This is a genomic window from Stutzerimonas sp. FeSN7 (assembly GCF_030263795.1).
GTDB lineage: Bacteria > Pseudomonadota > Gammaproteobacteria > Pseudomonadales > Pseudomonadaceae > Stutzerimonas > Stutzerimonas stutzeri.
This window is the reverse complement of record NZ_JARPMN010000001.1, coordinates 4,695,670-4,710,696: the sequence shown is the minus strand read 5'-3', so window position 1 is coordinate 4,710,696 and position 15,027 is coordinate 4,695,670. Positions and strand designations below refer to the sequence as shown.

Sequence of the window (15,027 nt, the reverse complement as noted above, 5' to 3'; positions counted from 1 at the left end):
TCGTGAGATTTTCGATACCCCTGAAGCTTAAAGAAGCGTCTCTGACGACAACGTGAGGCGCGAATTACAATGTTGAAAGACGCCTTGGGCTCAGAGACGGTTCACCGGAAAACTCAGGTGGAACCAGGTAAAGCCCGAGCCCGTTATTTCTACCTTCGCCACGCCTTGGTGCAGGCTCATGATCGATCGCACGATGGCAAGCCCGAGGCCTGTGCCTCCCTCGCTGCGCGCACGCCCTTTGTCGACCCGATAGAAGCGTTCGAACAGATGAGGCAGGTGCTCTTCCGGAATACCTTGGCCTGGATTGCCTACGCTGAGCCTGATGTGCTCCTGCTCACGGTGAACCTTCACCACTACAGCCTGCCCTTGTGGGCAGTAGCGAATGGCGTTGGAGAGCAAATTGGACACTGCCCGTTGAATCATCAGGCGATTGCCTTGGATCACATCGACACTGCCTGACACATCGAGCCGAACGCCGCTCTCTTCGGCACTCAGGCTGAACAAGTCACTGACCCTCTGCACCTCGTCGACCAGTGCCACCGTCTCGAATTGCACCAAGGCTGCAGGCTGGCTGACATGTGCCAGGAAAAGCATGTCGGCCACCATGCTTTTCATGCGATCCAGCTCCTCGGCGCAGGATTCCAGCACCTCACGGTACTCCTCCGAGCTGCGTGGTCGTGACAGGGCCACCTGTGCTTTGCCCATCAGGTTAGTGAGCGGAGCACGCAACTCGTGGGACAGGTCGTCCGAGAACTGCGATAGCTGCTGCACGCCACCGTCCAGGCGGTGCAGCATAAAGTTGATGCCGTCCGCGAGCTCCAGCAGTTCGATCGGCAAGCGGTCGGTAGGCAGCCGATGCTGCATGTTGTCGGTGGAGATCTTCGACGCGACTTTCAGAAAGCGCGTAAGCGGCAGCAAGCCCCGGCGTACCGTCCACCAGGCCACGACCATGATCAGCGCCAGGATGAAGGGTGACGCCATCAGGGCCCAGCTCAGCATCGCCCGGAGCAATTCGGCATCGGAGGATTCATCCACGGTCATGTACACACCGACCTGGGTACCGTCAGCCAGACGCATGAGCTGGGAAACGCTGAGCATGGGCATGCCCAGTTCGTTGTTCCACTCGTAGAACTCCACTTGATCGTTGGCAGGAAAGCTGGTGAGTTCGGTGGTTATCTTTTTCGAGCCGATGGTCAGCAGGGGGATTCGGCTGTTTGCCGTATCGAAAATGCTGACGAACAGGTTGTTGTGGCCCATCGCAAGGTCGACCAACTGGTGGGAGTCTGCGGTGACCTCGGACAGATCCGCGACGGTCGATAGGTTATGGGCCATGCCACCCATCTTGGTGATCAGGCTGCTTTGCGCCGTGCGCTCCAGCGCCTGGCCGAGCATCAGGTAGCCCACGATAGAGAGCAGCACCAGCAGTATCACGCTCATCAAGCCGACTTTGAGTCCCAACCTGGCGGCCAGGCTGAAGCGCTTCATGAACGCTCCTCGATCACATAGCCCACACCGCGCAGGGTGTGGATAAGTTTGTTCTCGAACGGATCGTCGATCTTGGCGCGCAGGCGCCGGATCGCCACGTCGATCACGTTGGTATCGCAGTCGAAGTTCATGTCCCAGACCAGGGAAATGATCTGCGAGCGGGTCAGGGCTTCCCCTGGGTGGCTCATGAGCAGGCGCAACAGGGCGAATTCCTTGGTAGTCAGCTCGACGCGCAGGTCACCCCGGAACGCGCGGTGGCGACCCGGATCCAGCTCAAGGTCTGCGACCCGCAAGGTCGGGTGGTCCACCACCTTGTCGCCACGCCGCTGCAGCGAGCGGATGCGGGCAAGCAGTTCCGGAAACTCGAACGGCTTCACTAGATAGTCGTCGGCGCCGCCGTCCAGGCCCTTCAGCTTGTCGTGCAGGCGGCCACGACCGGTCAGCATGATGATGCGAACCCGACTGGTCTTGCGGATCGTGTCGAGCACGTCCCAGCCGTCCACCTTGGGCAGGTTCACATCCAGGATGACCAGGCCGTAGGTGTTGTGCTGGAACAGGTGCAGCGCATCGACACCATTACTTGCCCGGTCAACGATATAGCCACTTTCGGTAAGCCCTTGCTGAAGATATTCGGCAGTTTTGGCTTCGTCTTCCACTACTAGAACACGCATTATTTGTTTATCTCAAATTAAAAAAGTATTCGGGTGTCAAATAAAAAAATATGGCGGTTGCAGGAGCTGAGTGCAACACGGTTATTGAATTGAAGCCGGAGCATCATGCCGCATTGCCATGGCATTTTGCATGACCTCTCCCATCACCTCGATGGGGCATTTGAAGTCGAAGCGCTTGCGCGGTCGCATGTTCAGTTGCAGCGCAATGGCGTCCAGCTCCTCCTGGCTGTGTACCGACAGGTCTGTGCCTTTGGGCAGGTACTGGCGGATCAGGCCATTGATGTTTTCGTTGCTGCCGCGCTGCCAGGGGCTGTGCGGGTCGCAGAAGTAGATCGCCACGCCGGTTCTTTGGGTGATCTCGGCGTGTCGCGCCATCTCCCGGCCCTGGTCGTAAGTCATGCTCTTGCGCATCTCCAGCGGCATGCTATTGAGCGCGGCGCTGAAGCCTTCCAGCGCCGAAGTCGCCGTCGCGTCGTTCATCTTCACCAACATCAGGTAGCCACTGGTGCGTTCCACCAGCGTACCGACGGACGAGGCGTTGGCCTTACCCTTGATGAGGTCGCCTTCCCAATGCCCCGGCATCAGCCTGTCTTCAATCTCCGGCGGGCGCACATGAATACTGACCATCTCGGGGATCTGGCCGCGCCTATCCACGCCACCAGAGCGCGGCCGGCGCGTCGTCTTGCCTTGGCGCAGACAGATGATCAGCTCCTTACGCAGCTCACCCACTGGCAGGGCATAGATCGCGTTGTAGATCGTCTCGCGACAGACGTAGGCATCTCGCAGGTTGGGTATGTTCATGCTGCGCAGCTTGCCGGCAATCTGCTCGGGAGACAAACGCTCACGCAGCATATGGGTCACCAGTTCGAAGCGCTCGCTACCCGGCAACAGTTTTCGCATCGGTCGACAAACTTGGCGGCGGGCCTGCATTTGCTGCTGGGCCAGGCGGGCCGAGTAGCCACCGCAAGCACCTCGGTTACGGCGCAGCTCACGGCTGATGGTCGAAGGGGATCGGTTGATCAAGCAGGCAATCCTGCGCAGGCTGAAGCCTTGGATACGACCGATTTGAATGGTGGCGCGCTCTTCAACGCTGAGTTCGGTATAAGACATAGGGGCAGCACCGTACCGGAAAGGTCAGGTGTTGCACTCAGTTTTTGCCGCCGCCTATTCATTTATTTCTTGAAGTGTCATTGCCTCATGCACCGAACCAGCATGGTGATCATCGATGAATCAATCTTAAAACGAAAATCAGGAGGGAGGTGGAATCCTTCAAATTTGTAATTCAGCGGTAACGTTCCTGATAGTCACCCCCCTCTAGAATCGAACCTGTAGAGGAGTCTACGACAATCTCCTTCCATGCAAAGGGTGCAGCAGACGAGTGGGTTACTCATGTGTGTCCTGCGACCGCGCTCGCCTTGCGATTTAAAAATCCTCAAAGACAGGTCTAAAGCATGCCCATGTCATGGCGCTTCACGGGGAACTTTCGATGAATAACGAACATTATCTGCGCAGTGTAAAGGGGCTCTCTTTCGCCATCGCTTTTATTATTTCAGGGCCTGCCATGAGTGCTGAGAAGTTCTCTGTCGCCAATGAACAGATTCAAGCGCTGGGTATCAAGACGTCTGCTGTGCAAAGCATGAAACAGACGGTCAGCACGCGATATCCCGGCCAGGTTGTCGTGCCTCCGAAAGCGGAGCAGATCGTCAGTTCCCCACTTGAAGGTGTGGTGGTGCAACTGCTGGTGGGCGAGTACCAGGCCGTTCGCAAAGGCGAGCCGGTCGTGCGCCTGTCCAGTCCGGCGATGAGCCAGCTCCAGCTCCAGCTGTTGCAGGCATCTGCCCGCGCCACGCTGGCCCGGCAGGCCTACACCCGGGAACAGAAGCTGTTCGATGAGGGCATCATTCCGCAGCGTCGGGCGCAGGAAGCCCAGGCAACGCTGAAGGAAGCGGAAGCGACTCTGGTGCAGACCAAGGCCGAACTGGCCCTGGCGGGAATGACCCCGGCCATGATCGAGCAGGTCATCCGCTCCGGGATTCCTTCCGACAGGATCACCCTCAGCGCCGTTCAGGACGGCATTGTCAGCAACATCTCGGTCCGGCCCGGCCAGCGGGTCGACGGTGCCACGTCGCTGCTGAACATCACCCAGGTCGATGCGCTGTGGCTGGACGTGCAGATTCCGGCCGCGGCCAGTATTGGCATTCAGCCGGGCGCGGGCGTAACGGTGGTCGACAAGGGCATTAATGGGCGTGTCATCAACCTGAGCCCGACCCTCTCGGCTACCAGCCAGTTCGTGGTGCTGCGCGCCGAAATCGAAAATGCCAACGGCGCCCTGCGTCCCGGCGAGCTCGTCACCGTGGAGATCCCGGTTCAGGCCGCTGGCAAATCCTGGGACATCCCTCTGTCTGCCGTCGCTCGCAACAAGACCGACTCCGTGGTGTTCGTCCGCACGCCCGACGGTTTTGAAGCCCGCCCGGTCAAGGTCGAAGCCAGCGCGGGGCAACTGGTCCGTGTCCAGGGCAACATCAGCGAACAGGACCAGGTTGCCGTCGCCGGCGTGATTGCGCTGAAAGGCGCCTGGCTTGAAGAGGACGGTGAGTGATGCTGAGCCGTCTTATCCAATTCTCTTTGTCCCAGCGCCTGTTCATGGTGCTGGCGACGCTGTTGCTGACCGGCGCGGGCTGGTATGCCTACCGTGGGCTGCCCATCGATGCCTTCCCTGATGTGGCCAGCACCCAGGTCAAGGTGATCATGAAGGCACCGGGGATGACCCCGGAAGAAGTTGAAAGCCGGATTGCCGTGCCGATCGAAGTGGAAATGCTCGGTATTCCCAAGACCAAGATCCTGCGCTCGGTCACCAAGTACGGCCTGGTCGATGTCACCATCGATTTTCAGGATGGCACTGACATCTACTGGGCGCGGCAACAGGTTTCCGAGCGTCTCGGCAACCTGAGCGACAGCCTGCCGGACGGCATCAGTGGCGGCATGGCGCCGATCACCACACCGCTGGGCGAGATGTTTATGTTCACGGTGGACGGTACAACCTTGTCTCTGGTCGAACGTCGCAGCCTGCTCGACTGGGTGATCCGGCCGGCGCTGCGTACCGTACCTGGCGTGGCGGATGTGAACTCCCTCGGTGGCCAGGTCAGGACCTTCGAGGTACTGCCAGATCCCATCCGCATGGCTGCCAGCGGCGTGAGCCTTGAGCAGCTGACCAACGCGGTCAACACCAACAACCGTAACGACGGTGCCGGCCGACTGGGTGAAGGTGACGAAGTCCTGCTGGTACGCAGCGAGGGCAGCATCCGCACCCTGGATGACCTGCGGGCCGTTGTGGTCAATTCCAACAGCTCCAGCCCGGTGCGGGTTGGCGACCTGGCCGAGGTTCGCCTTGGCACCCTGACCCGCTACGGCGTGGTGACCCAGGATGGCAAGGGCGAGGCTGTGCAAGGCCTGGTGCTCGGCCTGGCTGGCGCCAACGCCCGCCAAGTGGTCGCCGGTGTGCAACTGAAGCTCAAGGAACTGGAGGCCACACTACCGAAAGGCATCACCATCACCAGCTTCTACGATCGCTCGTCGCTGGTCGATAAAGCGGTAGGGGCTGTGTCCAAGGCGCTGATCGAGGCCACCGTGTTGGTCATCGTGTTGCTGGCCCTGTTCCTCGGCAACGTTCGCGCAGCGCTGACGGTTGCCCTGGTACTTCCGCTGGCGGCGTTGATCACCTTCATCCTGATGCGCTTCGTCGGCATGTCCGCCAACCTGATGAGTCTGGGAGGGCTGGCCATTGCCATCGGCATGTTGGTGGATGCCGCGGTGGTGGTGGTCGAGAACATCGTCCAGCGTCTGGCCACCGATCCTTCCGGTGGCAAGCTGCCGCGTCTGCACATCATCTACCGGGCGGTGCGCGAGGTCGCGGTACCGGTGACGTCCGGCATCCTGATCATCATCACGGTGTTCCTGCCGCTGCTCACCCTGCAGGACCTCGAAGGCAAGTTCTTCGTCCCGGTGGCGCTGACCATCGTCTTCGCTCTGGCGGGATCGTTGCTGCTGTCGCTGACCGTGATCCCCGTGCTGTCCTCCTACCTGCTGCGCGAGGTCAAGCACGAAGACCCCTGGCTTGCCCGCAAGCTGCTGGGCATCTATGGCCCGGTGCTGGAGTGGGGGCTTGGCCGGCAGAAACTGATCGCGATCATCGCTGGCGCCATGTTGGTCGTCGCTGGCCTGGTCTACACCCAGGTGGGCAAGACCTTCATGCCGACCATGGATGAAGGCGACCTGATCGTGGGTATCGAGAAACTGCCATCGGTCAGCCTCGAACAGACGGCCGAGCTGGACAAGAAGATCCAGACCGCGCTGATGGCAGCGGTCCCGGAGATCCGGGGCATCGTGGCGCGGGCCGGTTCCGACGAGATCGGTCTTGATCCCATGGGCCTGAACCAGACCGATACCTACCTGCTGCTCAAGCCCATGAGCGAATGGCGGATGGACACCAAGGAAGAGCTGATGGACGAGGTCCGCAAGGTGCTCGATCCAATGCCGGGTATCGGCTACAGCTTTACCCAGCCCATCGAGATGCGCGTCTCCGAGATGATCATCGGTGTGCGCGGCGACCTCGCCGTGAAGATCTATGGCCCTGACCTGGGCACCCTGAGCCAACTGGGCGGCAAGATCGAGTCGCTGCTCAAGACTGTGCAGGGCAACCAGGACGTCTACACCGTGCAGAACGACGGTGTGCAGTATCTGCGCGTGGAGATCGACCGGCTGCAGGCTGGCCGTTTCGGCCTGAGCGTCGAGGCCATCCAGGATGCACTGCGCGTGCAGATCGAAGGCCAGCAGGCCGGCCTGGTGATCGAAGGCAACCAGCGCACGCCGATCCTCATTCGCTCGGACGAGTCGGTGCGCACGTCGCCGGCGGACTTCAACGCGGTGCGGATCACCACGCCGGATGGCCAGACCATTCCGCTGAGCAGCGTGGCGAGACTGGAGCGTGCCGATGGCCCGGTGAAGATCGACCGGGAAATGGGCAGCCGCTACAGCGTGGTGATCGCCAACGTCAGCGGTCGTGACCTGGTCGGCTTCGTCGAGGAGGCCAAGGCGCTGGTGGCTCAGCAGGTGGAACTGCCCAACGGCTATCGCATCAGCTGGGGCGGCCAGTTCGAGAACCAGCAGCGTGCGGCTGCCCGGCTGTCCATCGTCGTTCCCGTGGCGCTTGGTCTGATCTTCGTCCTGCTGTTCTCGACCTTCGGCTCCGTGCGCCAGGCGTTGCTTATCCTCAGCAACATCCCCTTCGCCCTGGTGGGCGGCATCGTCGCGCTGTGGGTCACTGGCGAGTACCTCTCGGTGCCAGCGTCGGTGGGGTTCATCGCTTTGTTGGGTATCGCGGTGCTCAACGGCATCGTGCTGGTCAGTTACTTCAACCAGTTGCATGGCGAAGGCCTGCCACTGCGGGAAGTGGTGCTCCAGGGTGCCCGTCGCCGGTTACGCCCGGTACTGATGACCGCCTCGATCACCGCCTTCGGTCTGGTCCCACTGTTGTTCGCTACCGGGCCCGGCTCCGAGATCCAGCGGCCGTTGGCCATCGTGGTGATCGGCGGTTTGATCACCGTCACCGCGCTCACCCTCATGTTGCTCCCGATTCTCTATCTGCGATTCGCCCACGCGAAAAAGGAGGCCAAAGATGCCTGATACCTGGTTGACGCTGCTCTGCACCCCAAGCTTGGAGGAGAAGCTCATCGACCACCTCCTGGTCGTGACGGGGAACCAGATCTTCACCAGCACACCGGTTGCGGCGCACGGGCTGTCCACCGCGGCACTCAATCCGATGGAGCGTGTCATGGGGCGGGCCAAGGCTGTGCAGATCCAACTCGTGGTGGAACGGCAGCAACTCACGGAGGTGCTGCAATCCCTCAAGGAGGAGTTTCCAAATACCGGGCTGCGCTATTGGACGGTCCAGGTCAGTAACTTTGGGGAGTTCGTGTGATGAAGCGCCTTGTTCCCCTGGCTCTGCTGATCAGTGTGTGTGGCACGGCCGTGGCGCAACCTGCCGCTCCGGCAAACATTCTGCCCAAGCCGCTGGTGGTGTCGCTGCTCAACGCCGATCCCCGCGTGGCCTCGGCACGCTCCAGCATGGATGCCGCCATGCTGGAGGCTGGCATCATCCGGCGTTCGCCTTATGAATGGACGGCCACGGCAATCGGCCAGCAACGGCGTACCGACGCTGGCCCCAACTACAACGAATGGAACGTGGGTATCGAGCGCACGGTGCGCCTGCCTGGCAAGGCCAGTGCCGACCAGGACATCAGTTCGGCAACGCTGCGATTGGCAGATGCCACCTATGGCGAAGTCCGTCATGAAGCCGCGCGGGAACTGATGACCCTGTGGCTGGATTGGCTGGTGTCGGAGCACGCGCTCACCATCGCCAATAAAGGCCTGGCCTCAGCCAAGGAAAGCCTGGCGGCGGCGGAAAAACGCAACCGTGCGGGTGACGCCTCTAAGCTGGATGTAAGCCTGGTCAAGGCGGAAGTGGCCGAGCAACTGCGACAAGGCAACGAAGCCAAGATAAAAGCCGCTGCGAGCTGGGCAACACTGTCGCGGCGCTTCCCTGGCATCGAGCGCAAAGTGGTTGATCTGCCCATTCCTTCGGCCGAACTCGGTCAGTACGACACCTGGCGCGAGCGGATCCTGGCCGAAAGCGATGTGCTGCGTCGGGTCGAAGCCTCTCTGCTGAGAAATCAGGGGCAATCGGCCCGGGCGAAGGCTGACAGGGTGCCGGATCCTACGTTGGGGGTATTCACCGCCTCCGAGCAGGGCAACCGTGAGCGCATCTACGGTGTCAGCTTCAGCATGCCGATCCCCAGCGGGTCGCGCAGTGCTCGCTACAGCCAGGCGCTGGCCCAGGAGAATGCGGCTCGCGAGGATGTCGACCTGGCCAAACGCGAGCTGGAAGCCGGGATTGCCCGTGACGTCGAACTGGCTTCAGGTGCTTACGAGAGCTACCTGATCGCGAAGGATGGCGCCGCTGCCATGACCCAGAACGAAGCACAGATGCAGCGTGCCTACGAACTGGGCGAGGTGGATCTGCAGTCGTTGTTGCTGGCTCGCCGGCAAGCCGTCGCATCGTCTACCAGCGCCCTGCAGGCCCACGCGGATACGCTGCGCACCCATCTGTCGCTGTTGATCGATGCCCACTGGATATGGGGGTTGGACGAAAGCTGAGTTGTTGCGTTGCCCGGCATAGGCCGGGCAACCTTTCAGAATCGTAATGAGTTACTCATGCTCCGGTTAGTTTTCGGCAGCAATGATAGGAAACGGCCAGTGACCACAGCTGAATAATAAACGGCCGTCCTATCTCAATAAGGGAAGGTCTGAAGTAACCCTGTATTTCCGGTCGACTTCAGCCCTTGCTGCTTTTGAAAGCGGGCCGTCGATCAAAATCGACCAGGTAACCCGCTCAGTTCTCCGTTTTTGGCCGCCGCGAGCACCTCGCAGCAGCCATTTTCCGCATTACAGGTGCACCTTTCCTGCGGTAGTCAGCAAATGTCGGCGCGCCATCCATAGGTTCGACAGCGCGAACAGCGTCACCAGCTGAGCGGTGTTCTTGGCCAGGCCACGGAAGCGCACCTTCACGTAACCGAACTGGCGCTTGATCACTCGAAACGGGTGCTCGACCTTCGCTCGCACTTGTGCCTTGGCCTTCTCGATCTTGCGCTTGGCTTTGTACAGGGCGCTGCGTTTATCGAGCTTCTTGTAGGTGCTGCGGCGTGCTGCGACCTGCCAGATCACTTCGCGGCCCGCATGTTCGGGGCGCTTTTCGACGCCGGTGTAGCCGGCATCGGCGCAGACGACGTTCTCGTTACCGTGCAGCAGTTTGTCGACCTGGGTGATATCGGGGTTTGGGGAGCAACGGAACAGAAAGTGCACTTAAGCCCAGCGCCTGCCCGCAAACCCTTGTGGCGTCTGGTTAGTTCGGGAAAACCAAGGTTTTGCCGAACTCTATCGAGGAATGGCTCGGTTCGTTAAGCTCCCCACGCTACGGTTCAAATAACTGGTACGCTTTATCAAAGTTCAACTATTACTAACGTAGTCGAGTAAACGGTACTTTTGATGAAGATCGGTTATGCGCGAGTGAGCACTCGGGATCAGAAAGCCGACCTACAAGTCGATGCCCTGAAACAGGCCGGGTGCGAACGCATCTACCAAGACATCGCCAGCGGCGCGAAAAGCGCCCGTCCGGAACTGGACAAACTGCTGGCCAACGTGCGTCCGGGTGATGCCGTGGTGATCTGGAAACTGGATCGCCTCGGGCGCTCGCTCAAGCACCTGGTCGAGCTGGTCGGCGAGCTGGCAGAGCGTAAGGTCGGCTTGCAGAGCCTGAATGACCCCATCGACACCACCCATGCCCAAGGCCGCCTGGTGTTCAACCTGTTCGCCTCGCTGGCCGAGTTCGAGCGCGAGCTGATCCGCGAGCGGACTCAGGCGGGCCTGTCGGCCGCACGGTCGCGGGGCCGGATCGGTGGCCGTCCCAAGGGTCTGCCCGCCAAGGCCGAGGCCACCGCCATGGCGGCGCAAACGCTGTACCGCGAGGGTCGCCTGAGCGTCAGCGCCATCGGCGAGAAGCTACACATCTCCAAGAGCACACTGTACAGCTACCTGCGCCACCGGGGTGTCGAGATCGGCGCATACCAGAAGAGCGCCCGGTCACGCGATCAGCAGATCACGGCCTCGTCGTCATCGCCGGCAGAGCCGCCCGCTGTCGAGCGGGTGGCCACCGTCACCCTGCGCCTGGCGGTGGTGAATAACAGCAAGTTCGTGCGCGGCCGGAAACGGGCCAAGGAGAACATCGAGCGCTACTGCCTGGAACCCTACGGCATGAAACGGCTGGAGTCGGGCCACTACGAGTTGGCCATTTCGTATCGAAGCGACGACGAGCTGGACAAGACCGTGCACGACCTGCTGACCGAGATCAGCCAGGAAGCCGACATGCGCAACTGCTTCATCGAGGCGGATGCCTGGGAAGAAGGCACCGAGCGCAGGTGGTAGGGCTTACGTTGGTTTTTGGTTCCATTGCTCCCCAAACCCCGACTACGAGCCGCAGAGCGGCACCCTGATCTGGGACGAACGCTGTCGCAGCATGCTCGGCCTCGATACGGAGGCGCCGGTGAGCATGGGGCTGTTCGAGCAACTCCTGCACCCCGAGGATCGCGAGCGGATTCACGACGAAGTGATCCGCGCCATCTCCGGCGAGGATGCCGGCGAGTTCTGCACCTGTTATCGCGTGGTGTTCGGCGACGGCAGCATTCGCTGGATGGAGACCCGCGGCCAGGCCTTCTTCGAGAGCGGTCAGTGCACGCGCTTCGTCGGTGTGGTCATGGACATCACCGAGCAGCAGCTGACTACCCAGAGTCTGCGACAGATCAACGAAACCCTGGGCGAGCGGGTCGAGGAGCGCACCCGCGAACGCGACCGGACCTGGGAGCTCTCCCGCGACCTGCTCGCCGTCACCGAGCTGGACATGCTGCCGGTGGCGCTCAATCCGTTCTGGGAGAACGCGCTCGGCTGGTCATACAGCGAACTGATGCAACGGCCTTTGACCCAGCTGGTGCATCCCGACGATCTGCAGGCGACGCTGGAAGAGAACGCCAATGTCGGCCGCGGCAAGGTCACCAACCGCTTCGTCAACCGCATGCGCCACCGCGACGGCAGCTACCGCTGGCTGTCGTGGTCGGCCGTGGCCGATGGCGGACGCATCTATTCGGCGGCGCGTGACATCACCAGCGAAATCGCCGCGGTGGACAAGCTGGCCGAGGCCAACCGCGAGCTGCGTGCGCAGATTCAGGAGCGCGAGCGGGTCGAAGCCACCCTGCAGCAGATGCAGCGCCTGGAAGCGGTGGGTCAGCTGACCGCCGGGGTCGCCCACGATTTCAACAACCTGCTCACCGTCATTCTCACCAGTGCCAGCTTCCTGAAGAACGATCTGGAGCAGGGCGCACCGCTTGAACGCAGCCTGCGTCGATTGCAGTACATCCGCGAGTCCGGCGAACGCGGCGCCACCCTCACCGGCCAGCTGCTTGCCTTCGCCCGCCGCCAGCAGCTGGCACCCACCGCCATCGACCTCAACGACACCCTGGTCAGCCTGCTCAGCCTGCTGAAGAGCACGCTCGGCGGCAGCGTCAGCATCGAGACCGATACCCAGGCGGACATCTGGCATGCGCTGGTCGACCCGACCCAGATCGAGATGATCATTCTCAACCTGGCGATCAACGCCCGCGATGCCATGGGCGACGGTGGCCGGCTGACGCTGGGTACGCGCAACGTGGTGGTCACCGAGCCGGCGCTGCGGGCTGAAGATCCGGCGCCGGGCGAGTACGTGGTGCTCTCGGTCACCGACACCGGTACCGGCATGAGCGAGGAAGTGCTGAGCAAGGCGTTCGAACCTTTCTTCACCACCAAGGAAGTCGGCAAGGGCTCCGGCCTCGGCCTGGCGCAGGTGTTCGGCTTCGCCAAGCAGTCCGGTGGCGGCGCGCGCATCGAAAGCCGTGTGGGGGTCGGCACCACCGTGAAGGTGTTCCTGCCACGCACCGCGGCGCCGGAGCAGCCGGAACAGGCCACGGCGCTGAGTGCGGGCAGCCACGACGAGAACAGCCAACACCGCATCCTGCTGGTGGACGATGACCACAGCGTGCGCGAGGTGACGGCGCAGATGCTGGAAAACCTCGGCTTCGCCGTCACCGAGGCGGAAAGCGGCGACCATGCGCTGCAGCTGCTCCGCGACGGAGCGGCGGTGGACCTGCTGCTGGCGGATTTCGCCATGCCGGGGATGAACGGCGGTGAACTGGCCCGCGCGGTGCGCGTTCGCCGCCCGCAGCTGCCGGTGGTTTTCGTCACCGGCTATGCCGAGCTCTGCGAGCTTGGCCTGGACGGCTATTCGATCATCCAGAAGCCGTTTCGCGAGGAACAGCTGGCCAACAAGATCCACCTCGCGCTGCGCGAAGGCAGCCTGGCCGATGGCTGAATTGCGCATGCGCCTGCGGCAGGCTACGGCGCCGCTGCACGATCGGGTCGACAGCGCCTTCTCGGGCTTCGATCTGCAGGACCCGGACGATTACCGCCGCTTTCTGCGGGCCCACTATCGGGTGCTCTGCGCCGCAGAACGAGCCCTCGAGCAGGCCGCCATCGGCGATGTGCTGGACGACTGGCCCGCGCGGGTCCGGCGTCACGCCCTGGGCAAGGACCTCGCTCAACTCGGCTGTGCGTTGCCCTCGCCCGCACCGCTGGCAAAACCCACCGACAACGCCGCCTGCTGGGGCATCGCCTATGTGCTCGAAGGATCGCGTCTGGGCGGCCGGGTGCTGGCGCGACGCCTGCGTGAGGCGAATCCACAGGCTCCGACCCGCTACCTCGAACATGGCGATGTCGCCGTGCTCTGGCCAGGCTTTCTCGCCCGCCTCGAACGTGACGCCGCCCGTTGTGCCTGGGAACCGATGCTGGCGGCGGCAGAGACCACCTTCGCCCTGTTCGCCGAAGCCGCCACGCAGGAGCGGGCCTGCGAACCCGGTTAAGCAAAAAGGCCCCGCGGGGCCTTTCTACTTTCTACACACCTGGTTGGCAACAACATAGATTGACACAAGCACCCTTGAAAACACTGAGGAAAACCGAGGTCTTAGGTGCCAGCCTCGACAACATAGTCTGACACAAGGCCACTGCCACATCGAACGAAGCCCCAATCCTGGAACAACATAGATTGACAAAAATATTTGACCATCCGTAGTTGAGCCCCTGGCTACCCAAGAATCTGTGCCTAGGCCAGTCTCTGTGCTGGCTGAGCTTTCGCGCTAGAAGCCTCATCTCATCCTCCCAGGCTCCATCCGCCACAGTCGCCGCTCTCGATCTACCCCTTCTGCCAAGAAGCATTTCGGGCAGAAGCGATTAATCTTTAAGGGCTAACCGATTAATGCAGGAGGTCCATATGAACGTCGTGGACTTGCTCGGCCCTGTCGTTGAGAGGGTTCTTTCCGCCGGAAAACTGCTGTCTTCAGAGTGGCACCGTATCGGCGGCCCCCGAGGCCACGGGGACAAAGCAGCTATCGACTCCGAGATTGAGGCTCAGCTACGTCTAGATCTGCTCGAGCTCCTGCATTGTGATTTCTGGGGTGAGGAAACTGGGACGCACATGACAGGTCACGAGTACTGTTGGGTAGTCGATCCGAACGATGGAACAGCGGACTTCCTACAACACCGTGCAGGGTCAGCCATCTCTGTCGGCCTACTTCACAATGCAATCCCTGTTCTAGGGGTGGTCTACGCCCCCATCGCACCGGATGGTGGTGAGGATTGCATCTCCTGGGCAGAAGGACTGCCAGCAATCATTCGCAATAGGCAAACAGTACATGCTCTGCTTGATCAACTGAGGTTGACGTCCAACAGCGTGGTACTGGTAAGCACTGCCGCAACAAGCAAACCTGAGCTCAACGCAGAGCTTTGTGCCCCGGCAGAGTTCATTTCAATGCCCAGCATCGCCTATCGCCTCGCTCGTGCCGCAGCTGGTGATGCTGTCGTGGGTACGTCTCTTGTACCTGTGTCAGCTCATGATGTGGTAGGAGGTCACGCACTACTGATCGGCGCAGGCGGCGTGCTCATTGATCAAGATGGCGGGCCGATCACCTATGAATCTGAAGAGCGAATGAAGGAGGTTTCCTTGCGCTGCTTCGGCGGAGCACCTCAAGCATGTCAAGAGCTTGTCACTAGGGACTGGAAGCGCCTGTTTCGCTAATAATGAGCTGAAAACTCGCACTCAACCGGTGTTGAAAGCAGGAAATCGTTTGCCAAGCGCGACTATATTCGAGAAGGCGCCCCTTGCGAGCGCCGTCATGCGAAG

Annotated in this window: 10 protein-coding genes and 2 pseudogenes; 8 read left to right on the top strand and 4 right to left on the bottom strand. The window is 61.4% G+C overall.

The features are described 5' to 3' along the window. Window positions 1–90: 90 nt before the first annotated feature. The 3 genes from P5703_RS22395 to P5703_RS22385 form a co-directional block, all read right to left on the bottom strand. Entirely contained in the window at window positions 91–1,485 is a 1,395-nt protein-coding gene (locus P5703_RS22395) for a heavy metal sensor histidine kinase (protein WP_003089080.1), read from the bottom strand. Continuing rightward, window positions 1,482–2,156, bottom strand: coding sequence for a heavy metal response regulator transcription factor (locus tag P5703_RS22390; protein ID WP_003288515.1), 675 nt, complete (start codon window positions 2,154–2,156; stop codon window positions 1,482–1,484). Before P5703_RS22390 ends, P5703_RS22395 begins: the two co-directional genes overlap by 4 nt. A gap of 81 nt (window positions 2,157–2,237) precedes the next feature. After that, on the bottom strand, window positions 2,238–3,266 hold the full coding sequence (locus P5703_RS22385; RefSeq protein WP_031638226.1) for an IS30-like element ISPsp7 family transposase: 1,029 nt from the start codon (window positions 3,264–3,266) through the stop codon (window positions 2,238–2,240). Window positions 3,267–3,642: 376 nt separating this feature from the next. Here P5703_RS22385 and P5703_RS22380 point away from each other — a divergent pair, with 376 nt between their 5' ends. From P5703_RS22380 to P5703_RS22365, 4 genes are read left to right on the top strand one after another with little or no spacing between them, the layout of a single operon-like run. Next, window positions 3,643–4,755, top strand: coding sequence for an efflux RND transporter periplasmic adaptor subunit (locus P5703_RS22380; RefSeq protein WP_023628708.1), 1,113 nt, complete (start codon window positions 3,643–3,645; stop codon window positions 4,753–4,755). Continuing rightward, window positions 4,755–7,838 (top strand): efflux RND transporter permease subunit, encoded by a 3,084-nt coding sequence (locus tag P5703_RS22375; protein ID WP_003089077.1) that lies wholly within the window; start codon window positions 4,755–4,757, stop codon window positions 7,836–7,838. The genes P5703_RS22380 and P5703_RS22375 overlap by 1 nt, the downstream gene beginning before the upstream one ends. Further along, on the top strand, window positions 7,831–8,133 hold the full coding sequence (locus P5703_RS22370) for a DUF3240 family protein (RefSeq protein ID WP_003288512.1): 303 nt from the start codon (window positions 7,831–7,833) through the stop codon (window positions 8,131–8,133). Before P5703_RS22375 ends, P5703_RS22370 begins: the two co-directional genes overlap by 8 nt. Next, window positions 8,133–9,368: a TolC family protein gene (locus tag P5703_RS22365; RefSeq protein WP_003089075.1), complete on the top strand. Its 1,236-nt coding sequence runs from the start codon at window positions 8,133–8,135 to the stop codon at window positions 9,366–9,368. The genes P5703_RS22370 and P5703_RS22365 overlap by 1 nt, the downstream gene beginning before the upstream one ends. A gap of 288 nt (window positions 9,369–9,656) precedes the next feature. Here the strand turns inward: P5703_RS22365 and P5703_RS22360 are convergent. Next, window positions 9,657–10,040 (bottom strand): annotated as a pseudogene (locus P5703_RS22360) (transposase); the annotation flags it as partial. A gap of 216 nt (window positions 10,041–10,256) precedes the next feature. On the opposite strand from P5703_RS22360, the gene P5703_RS22355 reads away from it, so the two are divergent. From P5703_RS22355 to P5703_RS22340, 4 genes and pseudogenes are all read left to right on the top strand, one after another. Continuing rightward, window positions 10,257–11,192 carry a recombinase family protein gene (locus tag P5703_RS22355; RefSeq protein ID WP_003089068.1) on the top strand — a complete coding sequence of 312 codons (936 nt, stop codon included), beginning with the start codon at window positions 10,257–10,259 and terminating at the stop codon, window positions 11,190–11,192. A gap of 40 nt (window positions 11,193–11,232) precedes the next feature. Beyond that, window positions 11,233–13,164 (top strand): annotated as a pseudogene (locus P5703_RS22350) (hybrid sensor histidine kinase/response regulator); the annotation flags it as partial. Continuing rightward, on the top strand, window positions 13,157–13,711 hold the full coding sequence (locus P5703_RS22345) for a biliverdin-producing heme oxygenase (RefSeq protein WP_011915185.1): 555 nt from the start codon (window positions 13,157–13,159) through the stop codon (window positions 13,709–13,711). The pseudogene P5703_RS22350 and the gene P5703_RS22345, both read left to right, overlap by 8 nt. A 407-nt stretch (window positions 13,712–14,118) precedes the next feature. Next, window positions 14,119–14,922, top strand: a complete 804-nt coding sequence (locus P5703_RS22340) for an inositol monophosphatase family protein (RefSeq protein ID WP_003118436.1) — start codon at window positions 14,119–14,121, stop codon at window positions 14,920–14,922. The last annotated feature ends 105 nt before the right edge of the window (window positions 14,923–15,027 follow it).

What these genes read in the sequence shown, in the direction of transcription:
- P5703_RS22395 (WP_003089080.1), bottom strand. Translation starts at nt 1,485, where the DNA reads ATGAAGCGCTTCAGCCTGGCCGCCAGGTTGGGACTCAAAGTCGGCTTG.
- P5703_RS22390 (WP_003288515.1), bottom strand. Translation starts at nt 2,156, where the DNA reads ATGCGTGTTCTAGTAGTGGAAGACGAAGCCAAAACTGCCGAATATCTT.
- P5703_RS22385 (WP_031638226.1), bottom strand. Translation starts at nt 3,266, where the DNA reads ATGTCTTATACCGAACTCAGCGTTGAAGAGCGCGCCACCATTCAAATC.
- P5703_RS22380 (WP_023628708.1), top strand. Translation starts at nt 3,643, where the DNA reads ATGAATAACGAACATTATCTGCGCAGTGTAAAGGGGCTCTCTTTCGCC.
- P5703_RS22375 (WP_003089077.1), top strand. Translation starts at nt 4,755, where the DNA reads ATGCTGAGCCGTCTTATCCAATTCTCTTTGTCCCAGCGCCTGTTCATG.
- P5703_RS22370 (WP_003288512.1), top strand. Translation starts at nt 7,831, where the DNA reads ATGCCTGATACCTGGTTGACGCTGCTCTGCACCCCAAGCTTGGAGGAG.
- P5703_RS22365 (WP_003089075.1), top strand. Translation starts at nt 8,133, where the DNA reads ATGAAGCGCCTTGTTCCCCTGGCTCTGCTGATCAGTGTGTGTGGCACG.
- P5703_RS22355 (WP_003089068.1), top strand. Translation starts at nt 10,257, where the DNA reads ATGAAGATCGGTTATGCGCGAGTGAGCACTCGGGATCAGAAAGCCGAC.
- P5703_RS22345 (WP_011915185.1), top strand. Translation starts at nt 13,157, where the DNA reads ATGGCTGAATTGCGCATGCGCCTGCGGCAGGCTACGGCGCCGCTGCAC.
- P5703_RS22340 (WP_003118436.1), top strand. Translation starts at nt 14,119, where the DNA reads ATGAACGTCGTGGACTTGCTCGGCCCTGTCGTTGAGAGGGTTCTTTCC.